The following is a 21,285-nucleotide window of genomic DNA, read 5'->3' as shown; positions in this document are numbered from 1 at the left end:
TAATTCAGGACACCCTCGCCCGCGTAGGTACAATTAGCGGTAGCGTAATCGTACGCATGATGTGAATTTGCCACGACCTGTTTTTTATGTCGGGTCTCGGCCCGACAGCCGAGATACTTTTCTTTGCTTGTCCAAAGAAAAGTATCCAAAAGAAACGACACCCCATGCCGCTTGTTTCCTGCGCTCCGAAGGGTTTGAGCGGGGTTTTTCGAAGGGGCATCCAGCCCCTGCGAAAAACGCGATGCATCCCTGCATCGCCCCTGTCGGGCAATGCCGCTCAAACCCTTCGGTGCTCGGCGCGGCATAAGGGGAGGAAAACCATCCCGGTTTTTTAGGGTGGGCACGGCTTTTTGTGCCCACGCGGGAAATCGGGTTTCGTGTCTTGTGTTGCTGACGCGAGACTTGGTTATAGTGTCGGTTTGCGGGGAGGAAAGCCCTCGATTTTGCGGTAGGCCGGAATAAGCGTATGCGTTTCCGGCTTCGGCTTACAGTTCCAGCCTGACGCCGACAGCCCGCGTAGGTACGATTAGCGGTAGCGTAATCGTACTCATGGTGTGAATTTGCCACGACTTGTTTTAATGTCGGGTCTCGGCCCGACGGCCGAAATACTTTTCTTTGCTTGTCCAAAGAAAAGCATTCAAAAGAAACGACACCCCATGCCGCTTTAACCCTGCGCGTCTGCGGGTTTGAGCGGGGTTTTTGGAAGGGCTATCCATAGCCCTCCAAAAACGCGCGGCATCCCTGCCGCGCCCCTGTCGGACAAATCCGCCCAAACCCTCCGGTGCTCGGCGCGGCATCAGGGAAGGAAAACCATCCCGATTGCGCGGTAGACCGGAGCACGCATAGCGTAACGTTTGCCTAATATCAAAGAGATCACTGCTGCGACGCTGACTTGAATGCCTGGGCGGAAACTGTTAAATCATTTCAGCGAATCGCGGGATTGATATGAAAATTATTCTTCAGTTGTTAGTTGCAAGCTTGGTATTGCCGTTACTTTGGATGATTATTTCGTCGCCAATCTTGTTTGTGTTTTTCCGTCTCGCTCGCATCATGCGCCGCAGAGCAATGCACTCAGGATGGATTATGGCGTTATTTGCGTCAGTCTTTTCTCTGATTGCTGCGCCTGTTCCAACTCCAATTATTACGGTATTCATTCCGTTTGGATTGGCGCTTACAGATAGTTCTTACTACCATGGCATTTTTCACGGACCTATGACCGAGCTGTGGAGATGGATAGTACCGTCGCTCGTTGTTACTTTTGCGGTTTCGCTCGCAGCAATATGGCGCTACCTCCGATCACCTGACGATGCCGGTTAGAGTGGGCGCGATTTTTTGTGCGCATTCGGAGTTGAAAATTTGGGTATCGATAGCGGTAGGCCGGAATAAGCGTATGCGTTTCCGGCTGTGGCTTACAGTTCCAGCCTGACGCCGACAGTACCGACCAAATGGTCGAAAAAGCGATTTCCCAGTAAGGTGTCGAAATTGACGAAGGGTTGGATGCCGTTGGGTAAGGTGAGGCCGATTCCTGCGCCCAGATGGTAGAAGTCGCGGTCGGGCCGGTCGTTGTTGAAGGTAAAAACCGTCGGGTTGGCGCGGCCGTCTTGGACGAAGCTGGCGCGGAGATCGCGCTGTTTGTTTTGAAACTCGTGGGTCCAATCGAAACTGATTTGCGGAGCGACCACGCCCACTGGAGTGCTCAGCGCCGTCGATAGCATCAGGCCCACCGAGCTTTGCAGCGAGCGAATCCGGTCGCGCAGGAAATTCAATTCCAAACCGGTCGTACCGGTCTCGCGGTAGGCGTCGAGGCTCATTTCGCTGTAACGGAAACCCAGGCGCGGGCCGATGACAATGCCTCCGAACCAAAAATCGTAACCCGCCAGCGCATTGGCGGCGTAATGGTCCGCGCCGAAATCGGACGACACCATGCCGGACACCGGCCGCTTATTGGCGCCGAGCGACGGAAAACTGGTCAAGCGATCGCGTTCGCGCCATTGGCGAGCATATTCGACCACGATATCGACAAAGGCGTTATCGTTTGGTGTCAGCGTGGCGTAAAGCGCCGGGCCGAACGCGTCGACCCGAAATCCGCCAAGATTGGCGAACCGGCTGTCGGTGTTGCTGTAATTCAGCGCCGCGCCGGCCAGCAGCCAGTCGTTGGCTCGCCAATCGGCGCCGATTGCGCCGCCCTGGACATTACCGTTGTAGCCGGTTTCGAAGCGGGTGCTGCGTCGGTCGATGGCTTCGAATTGGCCGGAGAAGAACAGGTGCAAACCGTCAGTCAAAGCAAGCTCGGCTTCGTCGCCAGCGCCGCCGCCGTCCTTGCTTTGTTGCCGGCGGAGTTTTGCCAAGCGCTTGCCGGCGGCGACGAATTGGCTCTGAACCGAGCCGGCTCCGCCGCCAACGCTGCCGGCACCGCCTGCGCCGCCGCCCGGCGGGCCGCCGGGTGTCGGGAGGCAGAGTCTGTAAAGATTCGGGCCGGCCTTTTCGAGGAACTCCACCCGGTCGCCCGCCAGTCGCTCGCAATCGTTGCGTAGCAACGCGAACTGCGCTTCGTCCAGCGAGCTGGCTTCGGCCCAAACTTTAGCCGTCGGGCAAAGCAGCGCGGCAACCGCAACAATCGCAACGATTGGCTTGGGCGGCAGTTGCGAGAGGAGACGGCCGGGGGCGTTCATGAAGTCTTTGCGGTCGAATATCCGCAAGTCAGATCGGCCCATGAAGCGTCAGCTCGCGGTGCTTATTTTTTGGTCATGAAAAAATAGATCGACTGGCATTTCAAGACCATTTTACTGCCGTCTTTTGTGGTGGCGGCGCAGGTTTCCATTTTCGAGCGGCCTGGAGCAGCCTGTTTTTTCAATTTGCCGTCTTCGACGCTGTAGTTCAATACCGCTTTGAGTTGCTCAATGCGGGCGTGGGAGTCGTTTTCTTGGGAAATGCCTTCCATGGTGCCGTCGTTTCTGAAGGTCCATGTCGTGTTCAGGCCGCGGGCGCCGCTACCGTCGGCGTTGACCGATTCTTTTTCGATTTGCCAGGTGCCCAGCAGGTCGGCTTGGGTCAGCGGAATTTCCGCGGCGCCGGCGGCGAAAGAGGCGGAGAACAACAGCAAGCCGATGAGTTTGATGGAGGGCATAAAATTCCTGTGAATTGATGTGGATGAGGTACGGATTGTATCACGTACGAATGTCAGGGTTTTTGCTGCATCTGTTGTCGCCGTCGGTAGCAGATGAAGTTTACTGGCCGAGACTGTCGGTGTTTTGCGCTGGTCCGCTTCCGAAGGTGTTTTTTAAACCGGGCAGTGAGGAGGGAGTCGACTGGCTAATTGTCGAGCGAAGCGGCCGGATCAACTCTGTTCGTATCCGGCCGCTCCGCGTCGAGGCATCAAGCCAGGCTGCCGGCGAATATTCGCGTCGAATATTCCTGTTCGCGGAGCAGGATGGTCTCGTTCTTGACGTCTTTGAGTTTTTTTACCAAAACTTTGCCGGATTCCGGAAAGAAATAGATCTTGCGCGGATAGATATCCAGCGTGTCGGCGGCAACGATCGGGATGTCGCGTTCGGCCAGGTAATTACGCAAGAATTGCGCACTACGGGCACCGACGTTGTCGCGGTGCAGGCCGTTCAGAATATTGCCGCCGCCGAAGACTTTAGCTTCCAGCTGGTGCGCCTCCGCACCGATGTCGAGCAGATGGTCGATGAACTTATCCATCGCCGCGACCGCCTGGTGTTCCAGGCGCGCATTCAGTGGTTGGCCTTCGTTGGTGTTGGCCACCATGATGTGGTTCATGCCGCCTATGCCTTTGTTGCGGTCGCGGATACAGGCCGTGACGCAAGAGCCCAGCACGGTGACGATCACCGAACCGGCCGTGGCGAGGCAGTATTCGCCGGGGATGATTTTCTGGGCGCGGGTGCGCCAGTAAGGGTCGAAATAGGTTTCGGAGCGCTTTTTCAGGTACATGGCTCGGTGAATTCGGTAGTCGAGAGTATGAAAAATAACAAACAAAAATCGGGCCAGTCTTGAATAATGCCTTAAGCTCAAAATCTTGGCACTGAGCGATGTTGGTCGGCGGCGAACTTTGTAAAGCGGATTGACAATCTGTCGTTTTGGTCTACGCGCTCCGCACTGTTTGAGAGCAGATCGGTGCGGTATCGATTGCTGCCAAATCCAGACTGCTATTTGCGGGGTAAAGTTTCGTCCGCTGCGATTCGGCATTGCTCCGGTTTGCCGTCGGCAAATGCCGGCGAAATACTGACCGGTTCGGTCAAACTTTTCATTAACAGTAGATAGGCTTGGCCGTCGATGCAGACCTTGTTTAGGTTCCAAGTCTTGATCTGGCCTTGGAGGTCGATGCGTTCGATGCTGATTCGATCCAGCGGTAGCGAACGGTTGGCCGGCGGGATGGTGTTGGCATTGGTGCCAGCAGCGGCCAGAACGGCGGTAAGTATCAGTTTTCTCATGGCTCGGGCCTCATCGATAGATTGTTGACCGACCCGCCAAGATGCCTGTCGGAGCGGATTCGGGCGCGGCGGATCAGTAGGGATTCACGGGCGACAGTTTCTCCTCGGTTTCGTCGAGATCTAAAATGTCGGTGTCAGTGACGTTGCCGTCGTTGACCAGGTAATCGCGCTGCGAAAAATAGGCGCCGCGGAAAAATCCGTAGCGGTCCACCGCCGCTTCGCTGGCGATTTTTTCGGTTTCGAGGTTGTCGGCACGCAAATCGGCAGCATTGACGCCGCCCAAGCCGCCGGAGATCGCCGTCGACAATGCCGACGACTGGGTAAACAGGCCGGTGTAGCTGATCGGGTTGGCGGCGGTGTCGCCGATCAAGCCAATCACGCCGCGCGGCGAACTCGACCCCAATAGCGGCAGCACCAAATACGGGCCGGTCGGTATGCCCCAATAGCCTAGAGTCTGGTCGAAATCTTCATGGTGTTTGGGCAAGTCGATGGCGCTGGCCGGATCGAACCAGCCGGCGATGCCGACCGTGGTATTGACCAGAAAACGCGCCGTATCCATGCCGGCTTGCCGAAATTTTCCTTGCAGAACATCGTTGATCGAGACCCGGATGTCGGCGATATTACTGAAAAAATTGCTGATGCCGGCATCGACGAAATCCGGCGTAATCCAGCGGTAGCCGCGGGCCACCGGTTTCATCAGGTAATCGTCGACCCGGTCGTTGAAGGTTTGCATCGGCCGGTTCCAGCTTTCCCAAGGATCGCGCGGATCGGAAGCTGGAACGCTGGCGCAACCGGACAGCGTGGTTGCCGCGCTTAGCAACAGAGTCAGGGCAGGGATGGTTCCGTTTCGCATAAGGTGTGCTCCAGTAACTGACGACTGATGCGTAAAGGTTAGCGTGTTGCCGGGGTGTTTGTCTTGCCAGCCGGCGCGGATTTTATCGCGCGGCGGACGCGTCGGGTAGGCCGCTTGTGCGGGACAATAAACCGGTTTCCAACCGCTAACAATCTGGATTATGACTCTTGCCGATGCGTTACGTTTACTGCTCCTGGCTGCGATTTGGGGCGGATCTTTTCTGTTGATGCGGATATCCGCGCCGATTTTGGGGCTGGCCTATGTCGCGGAAGGCCGGGTGTTCTCGGCAGCGTTGTTTTTATGGGTACTGGCCGTGTTTGGCAAACGGCTGGGCGGCCTGTGGCGGAACTGGCGCTATTTACTGGTGATGGGTTTTTTCAATGTCGCGCTGCCGTTTAGTTTGTTCGCCTATGCGGCGGCGACATTGTCGACCTCGCAATTGTCGGTGTTGAACGCAACGGCGCCGATTTGGGCTTATGCGATCGGATTGACGCTGGGTATCGAGAAACTGGCGTGGAAACGGATTTGCGGCATGTTCATGGCGCTGTCCGGGGTGGCTCTGTTGTTCTGGGGCTTGCTGGCTGTCAGCCCCGGCCAATTTTTGCTGCCGGTCATCAGTTCGCTGGCCGCCGCATTCTCGTACGGGATTGCCACCAATTACGCCAAGGCCAGAGCCAAGCTGGCGCCGTTCGACACTGCTCATGGCAGCCTGTGGGCGGCGGCGTTGCTGCTGCTGCCGATGGTGTTTCTGTGGCCGTTAAAGCAACTGCCGACCTTGGAATCCATCACGGCTGTCGCCGGTTTGGGCATTGTCTGCACCGGCGTCGCCTTTCCGCTCTATTACCGGTTGATTCGGGATATCGGTGCTTCGTCCGCGTTGACCGTCACCTTTCTGAATCCGATGTTCGCGACCCTGTGGGGCGCGCTGTACTTGGCCGAAACGGTCACGCCGCGGCATATCCTCGGTATGGCGGTGATTCTGGTCGGAACCGCACTCTCTACCGGGTTTCAGGCCCGCAGTCTTCTCAAACGGCGGGTACCCGTCTAGCGTCGGCTGCCTGCGCGGCTAGATCAGGCGGCGCTTTGGCGGCTAGACTGAGCCCGACGCTGCCGCGGGCGGTACCATTCCTTGAAATCCACCGGCGGCTCGAGCAACGGGGCGCTGACGCAGAAGCGCAAACTGCCGTCGGTGGTCAGATACGGCGCGGTGCGAATGCGGGTAATGCCTTTCTGCGAGTCTTTCATATCGGCTCCTGGATGATTCGGCCGCTAGTCTGGCAAGCGGCCGCTTAAGGCCGACTTAATCCGCTGTTAGCGGCGTGGGAGTGTGCCGGAACGCTGGCCGCAGCGTCCGGCTTATGATTTGTCGCGCGGACGGCCGCCGAATTTGGTGGCGGCGGCGGATAATTCCGTCGAGCAATCAAGCTGGTATACTGAACCGTTAGGTTCAAGAGCAGGTGCCGGGTTCCTTGGGTGGGGCCCCGGGTCTTCATTATAAAAATTATATTTAGCCGGGATTTTCTATGGACGCATATTTACCGATGATTCAAAGCATATTGTTGGATTGGTACCAATTAACCCTTGCCAACCCAGAATATGCCGGAGCCGTGGCCGTTGCGGTTTGGTTGCTGACTTCGATTTTTTACAGTATCCGCATTTACTTTCTGAAAAAAGCCAACGCCACCCTAGTGAAACTGCGTCTCGGCTTACAGTCCGATCTGGAAACGGCGCAACAGCAATTGCAAAGCAGCCAGGCCGAATTGGCCGCCAGCGTTCAGCAATTGGCCGAGGTACAAACCGCCGCCGAAGAGTCCGCCCAACGCGCTGCCGGCTTGGAGGAGAAAGTGGTCGCCGGTAATCGGCAATTGATCGACAGCATCAAGGCTTTGGCCAACAAATTCGAATTGACCGAGCCGAGTTTGCCCGCGGCGAACAACGCCGACAGCGGCGATCTGTGGAGCCGATACGCGGCGATCAGCGAGCAGGCGGTCGAACGTTTCCAAACCGAGCAAAAAGGCAAGACCGATCTGCAATTGTCGTTGTGGGCCGAAACTGCGAAGTTGGCGGAGAAAGACGCATTGCTGGAGCCCTTGCAGCGTAAGGTGGAAGAGCAAACCGCGCAGGTCGCCAAATTGGAGTTGGCGTTGGAAGAACAGAAAATTCGGTTCGAACGCCAACAGGCCAACGCCGAAAAAGCCCTGGCCGAAACAGTCAGCCGCTATCAAACCGAGGTGGGGCAACGGGATAATCCGGTGAATCAGCCGGCCCCTGCCGCGGTTGCGCCGCAGCCGATTGTCGCGCCGATTCCGGAATCGACCCCTGCTGTTATCCAGCCGCAGATTGCTGCCGTTTCGGCGCCTGAAGTGGCCGCCCCGGTCGAACCGATACCTATGCCAGAGCCAACTTCGGCTCCGGTGGTTACGGCGGCGCCGGCACCGGTCACCCCGGCTGAAACTGCCGCAACCGTCGCCCCGAGCAAACAAGCGTCGGTCGATAAGGCGGTCGAGAAAAGCGGTGGCTTCGGTAAGTTCAAGCAATTATTGAACAACACCATGCAGCAAATGGCCAAACTGGATCAGAAGCTGGGTACCCAAACCACCGTGGAAGTGGCCGAATCCGTCGAGGAAGCTGCCGTTCCGGCCGCGGAACCGGTCGCCGAGCCAGTGCCGGAGCAGCCGGTTGTCGTTGCCGAGCCGGTAGTCGAGGCGGCTGCACCGGCACCGGCCAAAGCCAGCAAATTGAAAAGCCTGTTCGGTAAAAGCAAACCTGCCGAAGAACCGCAACCGGCGCCAGTAGCCGCTCCGGAGCCGCCTCCGGCACCGGCACCTGCACCAATCCCGGCCGCAGCCAAGCAAGACAAGCTGAAAGATTTGTTTTCGAAATGGAAATAAGCGTTTAAGCCATTCCTTCCCGCCGGGCCGTTACGGCCCGGCCCGCTCCGGTAGGATCAGACCTCCGGTACGAAAAAGAACGGGCTGCCTTCATGCCCGGCATGTTGCAACGGCGCATATTGCGGTTTTTGTTCGAAGCCGCCGCGCGCCGCCGACGCCTGGACCTGATTAGCCACATCCCGGAAAATATCGTAGTCCTCGATAATCCGTTTGTTGCCGCGCAACACCTTCAAAAATGCATTGGCAAACACCGAGTGCTCGCCACCACCCTGGTCCATAACCGGCTTGACGCCACCGGATGTCAGCACGGTACGAGCTTTGCGGCTGTTCATCGCCTTCAACCAGCGCTCGCGCTTGGCATCGTCCATACCCTCCGGCAGTTTGGCCACGGCGGAACCGGTCAAGGCGCCGGAATAACAGGAGTCGGCCACCACCATGATGTGTTTGGCCGGCATGATGCTCAGGAATTCGGTGATGCTTTGGCTGGAGATCCAGTTGGCGCTGTTGCCGGTCTCGGAATCGACCGGCAGCCAGTAGGCGGTCTGGCTGCGCTTGTCGATTTCGCCGTGGCCGGCGTAATAAATCAGCAGATTGTCCTGTTCGGTCAGTTTTTGGTTCAGCTCGTTCAGCGCCGACATGATCGCGTGGCGGTTGGCGTTCAGCAGCAGTTTGGTTTTAAAGCCGTAGCGCTCGCGCAGCAGCAATTCCAGACTTTTCGCGTCGGCCATCGGCGTCTTCAAAGACGGATAGGCGCCGTAGTCGTTGTTGCCGATGATGATGGCGTAAAACTTGCCGAACTGGATGTCGCCGCTGCGTTTCAAGTCGCTGCCGCTGCCGTTGCTGCTCGGAAACGGTTCGGCGCTAATCCCGCTGCTGGCGGCGAGCAGGCGCAGGCTCAAGTCGCTGCGTTGGTTACGTTTGTCGGTCGCGCTGATCCGCACCACGGTTTCGTCACCTTGTAGACTGACGTCGGTTTCGAAGCGGCCGTTAGCGTCGACCTTGACCGGTTTGTCGTTCAGTAATAAGCGGTTGAGGCCGGTACTGGCGTCGATTTTGCCGATAATGCGTTTGCTGCTTTCGCCGACGGCGAATTGGATGCTGGGAATACCGCGGGTCACGGTCACAGCCGGTTCGATCAGTTCGATATTCGGACCGGAGCCGGATGCCAACAAGGTACTGCGCGATTGTTCCAGTTTTTCTTTCAGCGCGGCGATTTCCTTGGCTTGTTGTTGCAGCGCCAGTTTGCGGCTGTCGATCTGGTTGCGGTCGAGCTTGTCCGGCGATGTCAGCCAGCCGGTCAGTTCGGCCGATTGTTTCTGGAAGGTTTCGATCTTCTCGTTCAGCCGGTTTTCCAGTTCGGCGGCCTTGCTGTCAGCGGTTTTGGCCGCGGGATTTTCCTGCCGGGCCGCGTCCAGCTCGAGTTTCATGCGTTGCCGTTCCTGACTCAAGGTTTGGGTCAACGAACCGAGCTTGGCTTGTTGGTCTTTGAGTTGCGACTCTTTTTCGCGCAGTTGTTTTTCCAGCAGCTCGATATCGCTGGAATTGCCCGGCGCAGTCGTTTTTTGTTGTTGCAGTTTGTTGCGTAGCGCTTCCAGCTCGCTTTGCGCCTTACGCAGACTTTCCTGCTGGTCCAGGGTCTGTTGGCGGGTGTCTTGCAATTGCTCGCGCAGTTGCTCGGCTTCGCGGCGCGACTCGGCGACTTCGCTGCGCAGCGTCTCCAGCTCCTGAGAGTTTACCGCCGGGGCGAATTGGATGCCGGCATCTTCCAGGCCGGCCGATTTGCGATACCAGCGTAACGCCGCCTCCTTGTCCTGCGCGACACCGAGGCCTTTTTCGTAGAGATGGCCCAGGTTCAATTGCGCTTGCGAGTTGCCTTGCTGGGCGGCTTTTTCGTACCACTGCGCGGCCGCTTTGTAGTCGGCTTGGCTGCCCAAGCCCTTTTCGAAAATTTCGCCGACCGCCAATTGCGCGGCGGCGTCGCCTTCCTGGGCTTTCGGCAGCCAGATGTTCAATGCGCTGGCGTAATTGGCGCGGTCGTAGGCCACGTATTCGCCGCCGCGGACTTCGCAATCCGCCGCGGTGGTGCGAATCGGCCGGCGCGCGCTGAGGTAGGTCATTTGCGAACCGAGTTTGCGGACTTGGCCGGGCAGCAGGCAATCCACCACAAACAGTTTATTGGTATCGGCCACGATGTAGCCTTCGGTGGCCCTGGCCATTTCTTCCTGGCTGACGTCGCGGGCGCAAGCCGCCATGAGTATGCTGCCGATCGCCAACGCGAGCGTACGATTTTGATACATCTTCTGAGCCATAACGAGCCGCCTTTTGCTGTGAAGGGTTAGGCCGGCAACGATAGCAGAAAACCGCCGGGCCGCAATAGCGCTTATCTCGCGCTGGGCAAGCGTCGCAACATTTCCGGCCAGATCGCTTGCCAGCCGCGGCTATGGTCGGCATCGACCCGGATTACATGGGCATGCGGGCGGGTGCGCAGGGCCGACTCGAACAGTGCCGGCGGGATGGTCGTATCGCGCTCGCCGAGCAGGTGCCACTCGGGAACGCTGCCCGGCGGCCTTATGGCCGGATTCAGCGAGTTTTGCAAGCGCTGGTAGCCGTGGTAATCGGTCCAGCGGTCGATGTCGTAATTGCCGGCCAAAGTGATGACGGCCAAGGTTTGCGGCAAACGTTCCGCCAGTAGCAACGCCAGCGTGCCGCCGCCGCTGTGGCCGATCAATACCAGTTCGCGGTATCCGTTTTGCTCGGCGAAGTGCAGCAAAGCCTGCGCCATGCTGGCAACGACGGATTCGCCGTAACGGCCGCCGGTCCACAACTCCGAACCACAGCCGGGGTCTTCAGTGTGGCCGCTATAGCAAGGCCGGCCCAGATACAGACTGGGCGCTGGGTCGCCGGCCATCAGCGGCAGGACTACCGAATCGCGCGTGGTCGGTTCAGCCGCCGGAATCAGGCCGCGCTCCCACGGCCGGCCGTCGCCTTCCAGGTAAACGTGTAAACGATCTGTGGCCGGTCTCGGCCGATTCCGGAATCCGCGCAGCGTAAATTTGCCGCCGTCGAGATCCAACGCGACGAGATCCAGGTCGCGCGCTTGTTGATGCAGTTTGGCGACCGGCGAGACGCAGCCCGCCAGCGATATCGCCAGAGTAAGGCTTGCCGCCAACAGATAATGTCCGGCGCGTGGTTTCAGCATATTTCAGCCGTAGCTGTGGCGGAATCGGGCGGTTGCCGATAGCGGCAGCGACACAAAACGAGGTCTTCGGCTAAAATCCTTGGACAATTTGGTTTTGGGTTGGTCATGGCAGCATTTGATAGCGCATTAAACGCGTTCCGGCAATCGCAAATTTCATTCGACGAATTATTGGCGGCGGCCCGCGTTGCGGCAGGACAATCGGCCGCGGAAGTAGCGGCCGCGTTGCAACATTTGGAAGCGGCATACCGTGGCGGTGGCCTGGCGGCCGAGCGTTACTTCGCGTTGCAGTCGGCTTTGCAGGACGAGACCCGTTTGGCGGTTGCGCCGGTTTCGCCGCCGCCAGTCGCCGGCGACGACGAAACCTTACTGGCGCTGCGGCCAGCGCCGGCCGACGATGCAACATCGGTCGAGTCCGCGCCTTTGGCGGCGCCGATTGCTGCCGAGCCGACCCTGGTGCAAACTCAGGCGCCGACCTTGACCACCGAATCCCTGTTACAAGGTCTGGACCCGAACCAACCGCAAGCGGAGTTGACGGTGGGCTGTACCTTGAAAAACCGCTTTGTACTGGAAGAGTTGCTCGGCGTCGGCGGCATGGGCATGGTGTTCAAAGCTACCGACTTGCGTAAAGTCGAGGCGGCGGACAAAGACCCGTTCGTGGCGTTGAAGGTGTTGAACCAGGATTTTCAATTCAATCCGATGGCTTTGGTCGGGCTGCAGCGCGAAACCAAGCGGGCGCAAACCCTTTCCCATCCCAATATCATTAAAGTTTACGACTTCGACCGGGACGGCGCTTATGTCTTCATGTCGATGGAGTATCTGCAAGGTCGGCCCTTGAGCCATTTGATCCGCGACCACGTCGAAACCGGTCTGCCGTTCAAAAAAGCCTGGCCGATTATCAGCGCCATGGCCGAAGCCTTGGGCCATGCGCACAAAAAAAACATCGTCCATTCCGATTTCAAACCCGGCAACGTCTTCGTCAGCGACGAAGGCGAGATCCGGGTGTTGGATTTCGGTATCGCCTGCGCCATCGGTCGGAGCGAGAAAGACGGCCACGACGCGACCGTGTTCAACGCCCGTGATTTGGGGGCGATGACGCCGGCTTATGCCAGTCTGGAGCAATTGCAACATAGCGCGCCGGATCCGCGCGACGACATTTATGCGCTGGCCTGCATCACTTACGAGCTGTTGGCGGGCAAACACCCGTTCGGCCGCTTGTCCGCCGAAAAGGCCAGGGAACTGAATTTGCAGCCCAAGCCGATTCCGAAGTTGTCGCGGCGACAGTGGAAAGGTCTGCAAAAAGGTTTGGCGTTTAAGCAAGAAAATCGCTGTGCCTCTATCGACGAATTTATTTCCGCTATCGGCCTGCGCTCTTCGGTTTACTACGGCCTGTGGGCTAGCGCCTTGATTATCCTGTGTTCGATCGGTGTCAACGTCTATTGGACTTTGACCGAGAAGACGGCAGTGGCAGAGCCGCCGAAAGTGGTGCCGACTCTGACCGCAGAGCAACTGCAAAAGATCAAGGATTTATTGGAGTTGGCCGAGATTCATTTCGACGTTGGCTACCTGACCGCACCGACCGGCAGTAACGCGTTTTGGGCCTATCAGGAAGTGCTGAAGATCGATCCGTATAATAAGGCCGCGATCGCCGGCTTGAATAAGATCGCCGATACCCTGGAGCAACAGGCCTGGGAGTTTTACGAGAAAAGCGACCGTTCCGAAGCCTTGAAGAAAGTTCAGGAAGGTCTGGAGGTCAATCCGGGGCACAAAGGTTTGCTGAGTCTGCAGGAAAAGCTTCGATTCAATTAACAGGCAACGACCGGATTATGTTGACAATTCGGTTTTATAGGTTGGGCTATTTATATGATTTTGCAGAATAATTAAGTTTTTTCGATTTTGCGGAATGTGGGCCGGCGTGTAAGATATTAAAAACACATCTTTGAGGAGAGAATCATGTATTACCCCAATTTAAAGCCGGTTCGCTCGGTCGACGCCGAGACTTCGGTCCGGCCACCGGTCCACTTGCAGCTTTGTAGGGCGATAAGTTTGGCCGTGATGACATTATCGTCGGCATCCACCAGTGCCGTGCCAAGTTTTTCGCAGAATCTGAATCCGAATCAACAGTCGGTCGATACGGCCTTGTCAAACTGTTCGTCTTTTTATTCGGATTCGAACGAGCCTACCCCAACGGTATGCCAAGCGGGATTTTCCGATATCCAAAGCCTGACTCCGGACCAAGTCCTGGGTATGGGCAACTCGATTACCCGACTGGACGGCGGCCGTAATCCGGTGCCTTACGACTATTACAGTAACAATCAAACCTCGAGATTGGGCGGAGGCAGCGGCGACGCCGATTTTCCGCCGTTGAATTTTTGGACCAAGGTCGATAGCGGCTTCGGTGCCCACGACAATACCGCGCTGAACAATGGTGGTTTCAAGTACGACAACCATAATTTCATGGCTGGCGTCGATTACCGGATCAGCGACAGTTGGGTCAGCGGCGCCGTCTTCAACTACCGCCATAGTAATGCCGCATTCAACGCCGGCCGCGGCGAAACCCTGGGCGATAGTTACACCGGTATGCTCTATACCTCTTACTTCGTGACCGAGGCCTTGCATTTGGATGCCACGGCTTCTTACGGCGGCCATGAATTCGAAACCACCCGTAATATCACGTTGAATGGTGTATCTTCGGTGGCCAAGGCCAAGCCCAATGCCGACCAATATTCGTTCAGTTGGGGCGGCGGATACGACTGGCACCATCAGGCTTTGAGCGTTTCGCCTTATGCGCGCGGCGAATACACGGCTCTGAACATCGACGGCTACGCCGAATCCGGCAGTGTGGCCGCGGTTCGATTCGGTAAGCAGAATATCGAATCGTTGATTTCTACCGTCGGTGTGCAAACTGCTTATACCTTCAGCTTTCCATGGGGTGTTTTGATTCCGCAATTGCGCGGCGAGTGGCATCACCAGTTTCTTGACGGCCGGCGTAATGTGTCCGGCAGCTTCATTGCGGACGGCTCCGGCTCCACTTTTAGTTTGGTCAATGACGCGCCTACCCGGGACTATTACACCTTCGGCGCCGAAGTGTCGACAGTGCTGCCCGGCGGTGTGTCTGCGTTTCTGGCTTACGAGACATTGCAAAGTTACCGCCATGTCGAAAGCAACCGCTTGATGCTGGGCGGCCGTTTAGAGTTTTAAGCTCGTGGCCAGTGGGGCGGCTGGGCGTCTCTGGACGGCGCCCCGGTTGTCCGTTGGCGGTGGTTAGGCCGTGTTATAGAGTGCCGGCGGCCGGATAAACCCCAGATATCTCGCGGTTTGCGCGGCGATTTTTCGGCCGGCTCGGTTTCGGCCCGTGTTAAAATCCGGCGGACTATGACTTCATGTTCGCCGAATCCTGTGGCCTCTCCATTATTCCCCGCTTCGATTGAATCCGCTCCCGCTCGAGTGCGGGAAATTCCCTACAACTACACCTCGTTTTCCGACCGCGAAATTGTGATTCGCTTGCTGGGGGAAGAGATGTGGTCGATTTTGGATTCCTTGCGCGAGGAGCGGATCACCGGCCGTTCCGCCCGGATGCTTTACGAAGTCTTGGGCGATATCTGGGCGGTGCGGCGCAACCCCTATTTGGAAGACGATCTGCTCGACAATGCCAAACGTCGGCGGGCTTTGTTGCAAGCCCTGCGTCATCGTTTACAGCAAATGCAAGCCAGACACGCCGAAGCCGAGAACCAAAATCCCGACCGGGCCGAGCGCGTCGCCAAATTAATCCGCGCCGCGCATCAGGCGGTAGACGAATTCGATGCCCACTTCGAACGCACCGCCCAACTGCGGCGCAGCGTGATGACGCTGTTGTCGCGATACACCCGTAAAGACAATATCAGTTTCGACGGCTTCGCCCGGGTCAGCCATGTCACCGACGCCACCGACTGGCGGGTGGAGTATCCGTTCGTTGTCTTGTATCCCTGTTCCGAAGACGAGGTCGGCCATTTGGTACGCGGTTGTATCGAGCTGGGTTTGACCATCATTCCGCGCGGCGGCGGTACCGGTTATACCGGCGGTGCGGTGCCGCTGAACGCCTATTCCGCGGTAATCAACACCGAAAAACTGCTGGCGATGGGCCAGGTGGAGCGCCAGACTTTGTTGCCCGGCGTCGATAGGTCCTACGCCACGATCCATACCGGCGCCGGCGTTGTCACCCGGCGGGTGATGGATGCTGCCGAGCAGGCCGGCTTAGTGTTCGCCTGCGATCCGACCTCGGCCGATGCTTCCTGCATCGGCGGCAATATCGCGATGAACGCCGGCGGCAAGAAAGCCGTGCTGTGGGGCACTGCATTGGACAATCTGGCTGCCTGGCGCATGGTGACGCCGGACGGCAATTGGCTGGAAATCGAGCGGTTGAACCACAATCTGGGCAAGATTCACGAGCAGGAAACCGCTGCATTTCTGTTGAAGCGGTTCGACGCCAGCGGCAAGCAATTGCTAGGTGAAGAGAGTCTGGAAATCTCCGGCAGTTTTTTCCGCAAAACCGGGTTGGGCAAAGACGTTACCGACAAGTTTCTGGGCGGTTTGCCCGGCGTGCAGAAAGAAGGCTGCGACGGCATCATTACCTCGGCCCGCTGGATTCTGCATGAAATGCCACCGGTGACCCGAACCTTTTGCCTGGAGTTTTTCGGTCAGGTGCGGGAAGCGGTGCCGGCCATCGTCGAGATTCGCGACTATCTGGAAAGCCTGCCGAAAGACGGCGCGCAACGGGTCATGCTGGCCGGTCTGGAGCATCTGGACGAGCGTTACGTCAAAGCGGTGGGCTACGCCACTAAAGCCAAACGCCACGGCCGGCCGAAGATGGTATTGATCGGCGATATCGTCGGCGACGACGAGAACCAGGTGGCTCTGGCCGCTTCGGAAGTGGTGCGGCTGTGCAATGTCCGCGGCGCGGAGGGCTTTATCGCCGTGTCGGCCGAGACCCGCAAAAAATTCTGGCTGGACCGGGCCCGGACCGCGGCGATCGCCAAACATACCAACGCCTTTAAAATCAACGAAGACGTGGTGATTCCGTTGCCGCGGATGGGCGATTATTGCGATGGCATCGAGCGGATCAACATCGAATTGTCGCTGCACAATAAGCTGCGCTTGTGCGCGGCATTGAACGAATTTTTGGCCGGCGATTTGCCGATGCGCGCTTACGAAGAGGGCGTAGACTGGCGGGAATTGCTCGGCGAGCGCCAGGCTCAGGCGCTGGAAACGTTAGCCATGGTGCGTCAGCGCTGGACTTGGCTATACGACAATTTGGATTTGCCGTTGCGCCAGGCGGAAGCCGAGTTCGGCAAATACGGGATTCAGGCTGGCGAGTTAAGCAATCGCGCCGCAGAGCCGACTTTGTTTCACCGCTTGCAGGATTACTCCATCAGGGTGTCATGGAAGCAGGAACTGCTGCCGCGTTTGCGCGAGATTTTCGAGGGCGACAATTTTCGGCCTATCGTCGAGCGCATCGAAGCCCTGCATAAGGAAATCCTGCGTGGCCGCGTGTTCGTGGCCTTGCATATGCATGCCGGCGACGGCAACGTGCATACCAATCTACCGGTCAATTCCGACCATTACGAAATGTTGCAGGAAGCCAATGCGGCGGTGGCGCGGATTATGGAGCTGGCGCGGGCGTTGGGCGGGGCGATTTCCGGCGAGCACGGCATCGGCATCACCAAATACGAGTTCCTGACCGAGGCCGAACTGGCCGATTTTCATGCTTATAAAAACCGGATCGATCCGGAAGGGCGCTTCAATCGCGGTAAATTGATGCCGGGTGCCGATTTGCGCTCGGCTTATACCACCTCGTTCAGCCTGATGGGCTATGAGTCGCTGATCATGCAGCAGAGCGATATCGGTGCGATTTCGGAGTCGGTCAAGGACTGCCTGCGCTGCGGCAAATGCAAACCGGTCTGCGCGACTCATGTGCCGCCGGCGAATTTGCTGTATTCGCCGCGTAACAAGATTCTGGCCACTTCGTTGTTGATCGAGGCCTTCTTGTACGAGGAGCAGACCCGGCGCGGCATTTCGATCACCCACTGGAAGGAATTCGAAGACGTGGCCGATCATTGCACCGTCTGCCATAAGTGTTTCAATCCGTGTCCGGTTGACATCGACTTTGGCGACGTCTCGATGAATATGCGCAATCTGCTACGCAAAATGGGCAAGCAAAGTTTCAATCCGGCCAAGACCATGGCGCTGGCCTTTTTGACCGCGTCCAAGCCAGGCAACGTCAAAGCCATGCGCAAGGCGATGATCGATTGGACCTACAAAGCGCAGCGTATCGGCAATAGCTTTTTGCAGCATTGGGGCAGGGCGCAGATCGCGCAGCCGCCGGCCACGGTCGGCAAGCCGCCGGTGCGGGAGCAGGTGATTCATTTCATGAACCGGAAAATGCCGGGCGAATTGCCGAACAAAACGGCGCGGGCTTTGTTGGATATCGAGGACAACCAAATCGTGCCGATCATCCGCAACCACGAGAAAACCAAAGCCGATTCAGAGGCTGTGTTTTATTTCCCGGGTTGCGGTTCCGAGCGTTTGTTTTCCCAAGTCGGGCTGGCGACGCAGGCGATGCTATACGAAATCGGGGTGCAAACGGTGTTGCCGCCGGGTTATTTGTGTTGTGGTTATCCGCAACGGGCGGGCGGCCAATTCGACAAGGCGCAGAAGATAACCACCGATAACCGGGTGTTGTTTCACCGGGTGGCGAACACCCTGAATTATCTGGATATCAAGACTGTCGTGGTCAGTTGCGGTACCTGCCAGGATCAATTACAGGATTACGAATTCGACAAGATTTTCCCCGGTTGCCGCTTGATCGATATTCACGAATATTTGTTGGAAAAAGGCGTGAAATTGGATGGCGTGAATGGCCAGCGTTACCTTTATCACGATCCTTGCCACAGTCCGTTCAAGCAACAAGACGGAGTTAAAGTAGTAAATCAGTTGTTGGGGGCGCCGGTCAGTAAGTCAGAACGTTGCTGCGGCGAGTCCGGCACGCTGGCGGTGGCGCGGCCGGACATCTCGACGCAGATTCGTTTCCGCAAGGCCGAAGAACTGCAAAAGGATGCCAGCAAATTACGCGGCGACGGTTATGCCGGGCCGGTAAAAATGTTGACCTCGTGCCCATCCTGCATGCAGGGCTTGCAGCGTTTTCAAGATGAGGTGGAAACCTTGGAAGTCGATTACATCGTTGTCGAAATCGCCAAGCACGTGCTGGGCGACAACTGGATGCCGGAATATGTCGAACGGGTGACTCAGGGCGGCGTCGAGCGGGTGTTGGTCTGATAGCGATGCCTGTCGCCCGTTGAGCAAGTAGCGCTCTCGGGGGTGGGCCGGAGGAGGTTGGTTTACTTGAGCCGCTTTCTCCCGGTCGGCTCCCAAGATGGAGCGTGAGCGGGCTTCTGACGGGCACAAAAAAAGCCGCGATATTCGCGGCTTTTTATGAATTTGGAGCGGGAAACGAGACTCGAACTCGCGACCCCGACCTTGGCAAGGTCGTGCTCTACCAACTGAGCTATTCCCGCATGTTTAAATGGAGGCTGCGACCGGAATCGAACCGGTGTATACGGCTTTGCAGGCCGCTGCATAACCACTTTGCTACGCAGCCTTAATCGGTCAAACAAAAAAGCCGCGTTTTGCCGCGGCTTATCGAATTTGGAGCGGGAAACGAGACTCGAACTCGCGACCCCGACCTTGGCAAGGTCGTGCTCTACCAACTGAGCTATTCCCGCTTGGCTAACTATCCTGCCTATTATAAAAGCTAAATTTTTTGTGTCAACACTTATTGCAGGTTGATTGAAGACGTCCAAGCGCGCCGGCCTTGGCATTCTCCGCTGGCGGATATTTCGACTTCGGCCCACACCAGGTTTTTGTCGGTCGGATCGTTCTGGATCTGCGTCAACTTGACCGGTGTATTCATCGGCATATGTTTGCAGGCGCCATCGCGATCGTTTTCCTCGGTATCGTCGTAGGCAGCCAACGAACCCGGAACCGAAACCAATCTGACAGTTGCGTTTGGATCGTAGGTGTTGGGGCTTTTCAGCACATAATTTTGGCCGGAGACCAGCGGTTTTTGTTGATGGACCGGCAGTTTCGGGTCGGAGCCGCCGCTAAATACTAGGGCAAGCAGAACCACTGCGGCGCCGCCGATCGCGCCGTAAAATACTTTAGGATTGGATTCCTTCAAAGCTAAAAAACCGGCCAAGGCATTTCCGGCAGCGGCGGCAGCAGGCGCGGCGGCGGCCTGATTCGGCTCCTCGGCTTGATTTGCGGTTTCGTTGGTGTTTTCGTCAAGGCTCATGCGCTGTATCCTCTCAAGCTAATTATTATTATGGAAGGTTATTGGGTGAGTGCCTAAAGTTACCATGATGACCAAACATTTCAAGCATTCATTTCTAAGGCTTAGAGACTATCTTAACTGGAATAGCGGCAATATCGGATTTGCACGAATAAAAAAGCCAGCAGAGAAAAGATTTGGCCTATAATATTAGGAAATACTTAATTACTAACATTTGGCAGTGCTATGCGAATGATTGTGAAACATGCCGTTGTACCGCTTGCGGTCACGCTAAGTCTAATCGGACCGGTTGCCTGGGCTGCCGGTACTTACACGCTGGAGCAAGCCGTGGAGCAGGCGTTGGCCAACAATCCGGAACTGCACATCATGCAGGAGCGGATCGAGCAAGCCGACGCCCAGTTGGGGCAGGCGCTGGCCAATTTTTATCCGCAAATCAAAACCAGCCTGTCCTACCAGCACAGCGATAATCCAGCGATGGCATTCTCGATGATTATTGCCCAGCGGCGTTTGAATCTGAACGGCGGCGATTTTAATCATCCGGGCGGTGTCGACAATTACCGGCCGCAAGTCACGGCGACTTATTCGCTGTTCCGCGGCGGCCAGGATTACTATTTGAGCCAGGCCGCACAGCTGGGCGTGGAAAGTTCCGAACTGGAAAGGGCCGCCACCCGCAACCGGTTGGTGAACAACGTCACCGCGGCGTATTACGGCGGTTTGGCGGCGATCGAAGCGCACCAAGTCAATAACCGCGCAATTGAAGCGGTGCAGAGCGAATTAAATCAATCCAAGATTCAATTCGACGCCGGCGTAGTGCTGAAATCCGATGTGCTGTCGTTGGAAACGCAATTGGCCGAGGCTAGAGACGCCGAAATCCAGTCGGCGCATGCCATCGAACTGGCGCAAAGCCTGTTAAAAACGCTGGTGGGCTTGAACGCCAACGAGGCATTCGATTTTGCCGGCAATGTGCAACCCGACCTGCCGGGCAGCCCTGCCGGTTTCGACGAGTTGCTGAACCAAGCCCTGGCGCAACACCCCGAGTTGAAAACCGCCGAGAAACGCGCCGCTATCGCCGAACAGCAATTGGCGGCCGCCAAAGCGGCGCATTTACCGCGCGCCGATGCCTATGTCAGTTACGGTTCGGACAGCAAGGACTTGGCGTTCAGCAGCAACCGCGACAACGTCAGCGCCGGCGTCATGGTCGAAGTGGACGTGTTTTCCGGATTCGCTACCCAGGAAAAAGTCCGCAAGGCCGAGCACGAGCTGACCGCAGCGCAAGAAACCGTCAGGCAGACCCGGTTGCGTATCGAAAACCAGCTCAAGTCGGCCCAGCTCGGCTTGCAGCAGGCTTTGAACCGGGCTGTGGTCAGCGATGTCGCGGTGCGCGCCGCCGAGGAAGCGTTGCGTTTGGTCAACGAGCAACGCCGGGCCGGCGTTGTCACCGTCACCCGCTACCTGGAAGCTGAAGTCGCCCGAGATCGCGCGCGCAACCGGCAAATCGGCGCCCGCTACGATGCCTTGCGCGCCGAAGCGGACCTGAAACAAGCCCTCGGCTTTTGGCAATAAACCCTCGC

General features: G+C 57.4%; 16 protein-coding genes and 3 tRNA genes. 7 read left to right on the top strand and 12 right to left on the bottom strand.

The genetic code is table 11. The annotated features are described in order from the left end of the window. Nucleotides 1–945: 945 nt before the first annotated feature. A complete protein-coding gene (locus C2U68_RS12550) occupies nt 946–1,317 on the top strand; it encodes a hypothetical protein (RefSeq protein ID WP_140912824.1) in 372 nt (123 codons plus the stop codon). Nucleotides 1,318–1,409: 92 nt separating this feature from the next. On the opposite strand, the gene C2U68_RS12545 is transcribed toward C2U68_RS12550, so the two are convergent. From C2U68_RS12545 to C2U68_RS12525, 5 genes are all read right to left on the bottom strand, one after another. Then, nucleotides 1,410–2,714 (bottom strand): autotransporter outer membrane beta-barrel domain-containing protein, encoded by a 1,305-nt coding sequence (locus tag C2U68_RS12545; RefSeq protein WP_140912823.1) that lies wholly within the window; start codon nt 2,712–2,714, stop codon nt 1,410–1,412. Between the two features lie 20 nt (nt 2,715–2,734). Next, the gene (locus tag C2U68_RS12540) at nt 2,735–3,127 is read right to left on the bottom strand and encodes a lipocalin family protein (protein ID WP_140912822.1); all 393 of its coding nucleotides are present in this window, start codon (nt 3,125–3,127) and stop codon (nt 2,735–2,737) included. 248 nt (nt 3,128–3,375) lie between these two features. Beyond that, nucleotides 3,376–3,951: a chemoreceptor glutamine deamidase CheD gene (locus C2U68_RS12535; RefSeq protein ID WP_140912821.1), complete on the bottom strand. Its 576-nt coding sequence runs from the start codon at nt 3,949–3,951 to the stop codon at nt 3,376–3,378. Nucleotides 3,952–4,166: 215 nt separating this feature from the next. Beyond that, complete coding sequence (locus C2U68_RS12530) at nt 4,167–4,451, bottom strand: hypothetical protein (RefSeq protein WP_140912820.1); 285 nt, start codon at nt 4,449–4,451, stop codon at nt 4,167–4,169. A 73-nt stretch (nt 4,452–4,524) separates the two neighbouring features. Then, a complete protein-coding gene (locus C2U68_RS12525) occupies nt 4,525–5,304 on the bottom strand; it encodes a VacJ family lipoprotein (RefSeq protein ID WP_140912819.1) in 780 nt (259 codons plus the stop codon). A gap of 160 nt (nt 5,305–5,464) precedes the next feature. Between C2U68_RS12525 and C2U68_RS12520 the strand changes: the two genes are divergently transcribed. Next, nucleotides 5,465–6,352, top strand: a complete 888-nt coding sequence (locus tag C2U68_RS12520) for a DMT family transporter (protein ID WP_140912818.1) — start codon at nt 5,465–5,467, stop codon at nt 6,350–6,352. A gap of 23 nt (nt 6,353–6,375) precedes the next feature. Here the strand turns inward: C2U68_RS12520 and C2U68_RS21225 are convergent, their stop codons facing one another. Next, the gene (locus C2U68_RS21225; protein ID WP_186289599.1) at nt 6,376–6,549 is read right to left on the bottom strand and encodes a hypothetical protein; all 174 of its coding nucleotides are present in this window, start codon (nt 6,547–6,549) and stop codon (nt 6,376–6,378) included. A gap of 278 nt (nt 6,550–6,827) precedes the next feature. On the opposite strand from C2U68_RS21225, the gene C2U68_RS12515 reads away from it, so the two are divergent. Next, nucleotides 6,828–8,195: a hypothetical protein gene (locus C2U68_RS12515; RefSeq protein ID WP_140912817.1), complete on the top strand. Its 1,368-nt coding sequence runs from the start codon at nt 6,828–6,830 to the stop codon at nt 8,193–8,195. Between the two features lie 56 nt (nt 8,196–8,251). Here C2U68_RS12515 and C2U68_RS12510 read toward each other — a convergent pair whose 3' ends face one another. Both C2U68_RS12510 and C2U68_RS12505 read right to left on the bottom strand, forming a co-directional pair. Then, nucleotides 8,252–10,504, bottom strand: a complete 2,253-nt coding sequence (locus C2U68_RS12510; RefSeq protein ID WP_140912816.1) for a caspase family protein — start codon at nt 10,502–10,504, stop codon at nt 8,252–8,254. A 71-nt stretch (nt 10,505–10,575) separates the two neighbouring features. Then, the gene (locus tag C2U68_RS12505; RefSeq protein ID WP_140912815.1) at nt 10,576–11,394 is read right to left on the bottom strand and encodes an alpha/beta fold hydrolase; all 819 of its coding nucleotides are present in this window, start codon (nt 11,392–11,394) and stop codon (nt 10,576–10,578) included. A gap of 105 nt (nt 11,395–11,499) precedes the next feature. Between C2U68_RS12505 and C2U68_RS12500 the strand changes: the two genes are divergently transcribed. The 3 genes from C2U68_RS12500 (at nt 11,500) to C2U68_RS12490 (ending at nt 18,702) form a co-directional block, all read left to right on the top strand. Then, nucleotides 11,500–13,200: a serine/threonine-protein kinase gene (locus C2U68_RS12500; RefSeq protein ID WP_140912814.1), complete on the top strand. Its 1,701-nt coding sequence runs from the start codon at nt 11,500–11,502 to the stop codon at nt 13,198–13,200. Nucleotides 13,201–13,344: 144 nt separating this feature from the next. Beyond that, entirely contained in the window at nt 13,345–14,592 is a 1,248-nt protein-coding gene (locus tag C2U68_RS12495) for an autotransporter outer membrane beta-barrel domain-containing protein (RefSeq protein WP_140912813.1), read from the top strand. 198 nt (nt 14,593–14,790) lie between these two features. After that, nucleotides 14,791–18,702, top strand: coding sequence for an FAD/FMN-binding oxidoreductase (locus tag C2U68_RS12490; protein WP_260839339.1), 3,912 nt, complete (start codon nt 14,791–14,793; stop codon nt 18,700–18,702). A 163-nt stretch (nt 18,703–18,865) separates the two neighbouring features. Here the strand turns inward: C2U68_RS12490 and C2U68_RS12485 are convergent. The 4 genes from C2U68_RS12485 to C2U68_RS12470 all read right to left on the bottom strand — a co-directional run bounded on the left by C2U68_RS12485 (nt 18,866) and on the right by C2U68_RS12470 (nt 19,717). Continuing rightward, a tRNA-Gly gene (locus tag C2U68_RS12485) sits at nt 18,866–18,941 on the bottom strand. A 9-nt stretch (nt 18,942–18,950) separates the two neighbouring features. Further along, a tRNA-Cys gene (locus tag C2U68_RS12480) sits at nt 18,951–19,024 on the bottom strand. Nucleotides 19,025–19,072: 48 nt separating this feature from the next. After that, nucleotides 19,073–19,148 (bottom strand) — tRNA-Gly (locus tag C2U68_RS12475). Nucleotides 19,149–19,198: 50 nt separating this feature from the next. Further along, nucleotides 19,199–19,717 carry a hypothetical protein gene (locus C2U68_RS12470; RefSeq protein WP_140912811.1) on the bottom strand — a complete coding sequence of 173 codons (519 nt, stop codon included), beginning with the start codon at nt 19,715–19,717 and terminating at the stop codon, nt 19,199–19,201. Nucleotides 19,718–19,945: 228 nt separating this feature from the next. On the opposite strand from C2U68_RS12470, the gene C2U68_RS12465 reads away from it, so the two are divergent. Next, complete coding sequence (locus C2U68_RS12465) at nt 19,946–21,277, top strand: TolC family protein (RefSeq protein WP_409563854.1); 1,332 nt, start codon at nt 19,946–19,948, stop codon at nt 21,275–21,277. Nucleotides 21,278–21,285: the final 8 nt, after the last annotated feature.

The organism is Methylomonas koyamae (assembly GCF_006483455.1).
Lineage (GTDB): Bacteria > Pseudomonadota > Gammaproteobacteria > Methylococcales > Methylomonadaceae > Methylomonas > Methylomonas koyamae_B.
The sequence above is the reverse complement of the archived record's forward strand: the minus strand, read 5'-3'. Positions and strand labels throughout refer to the sequence as shown.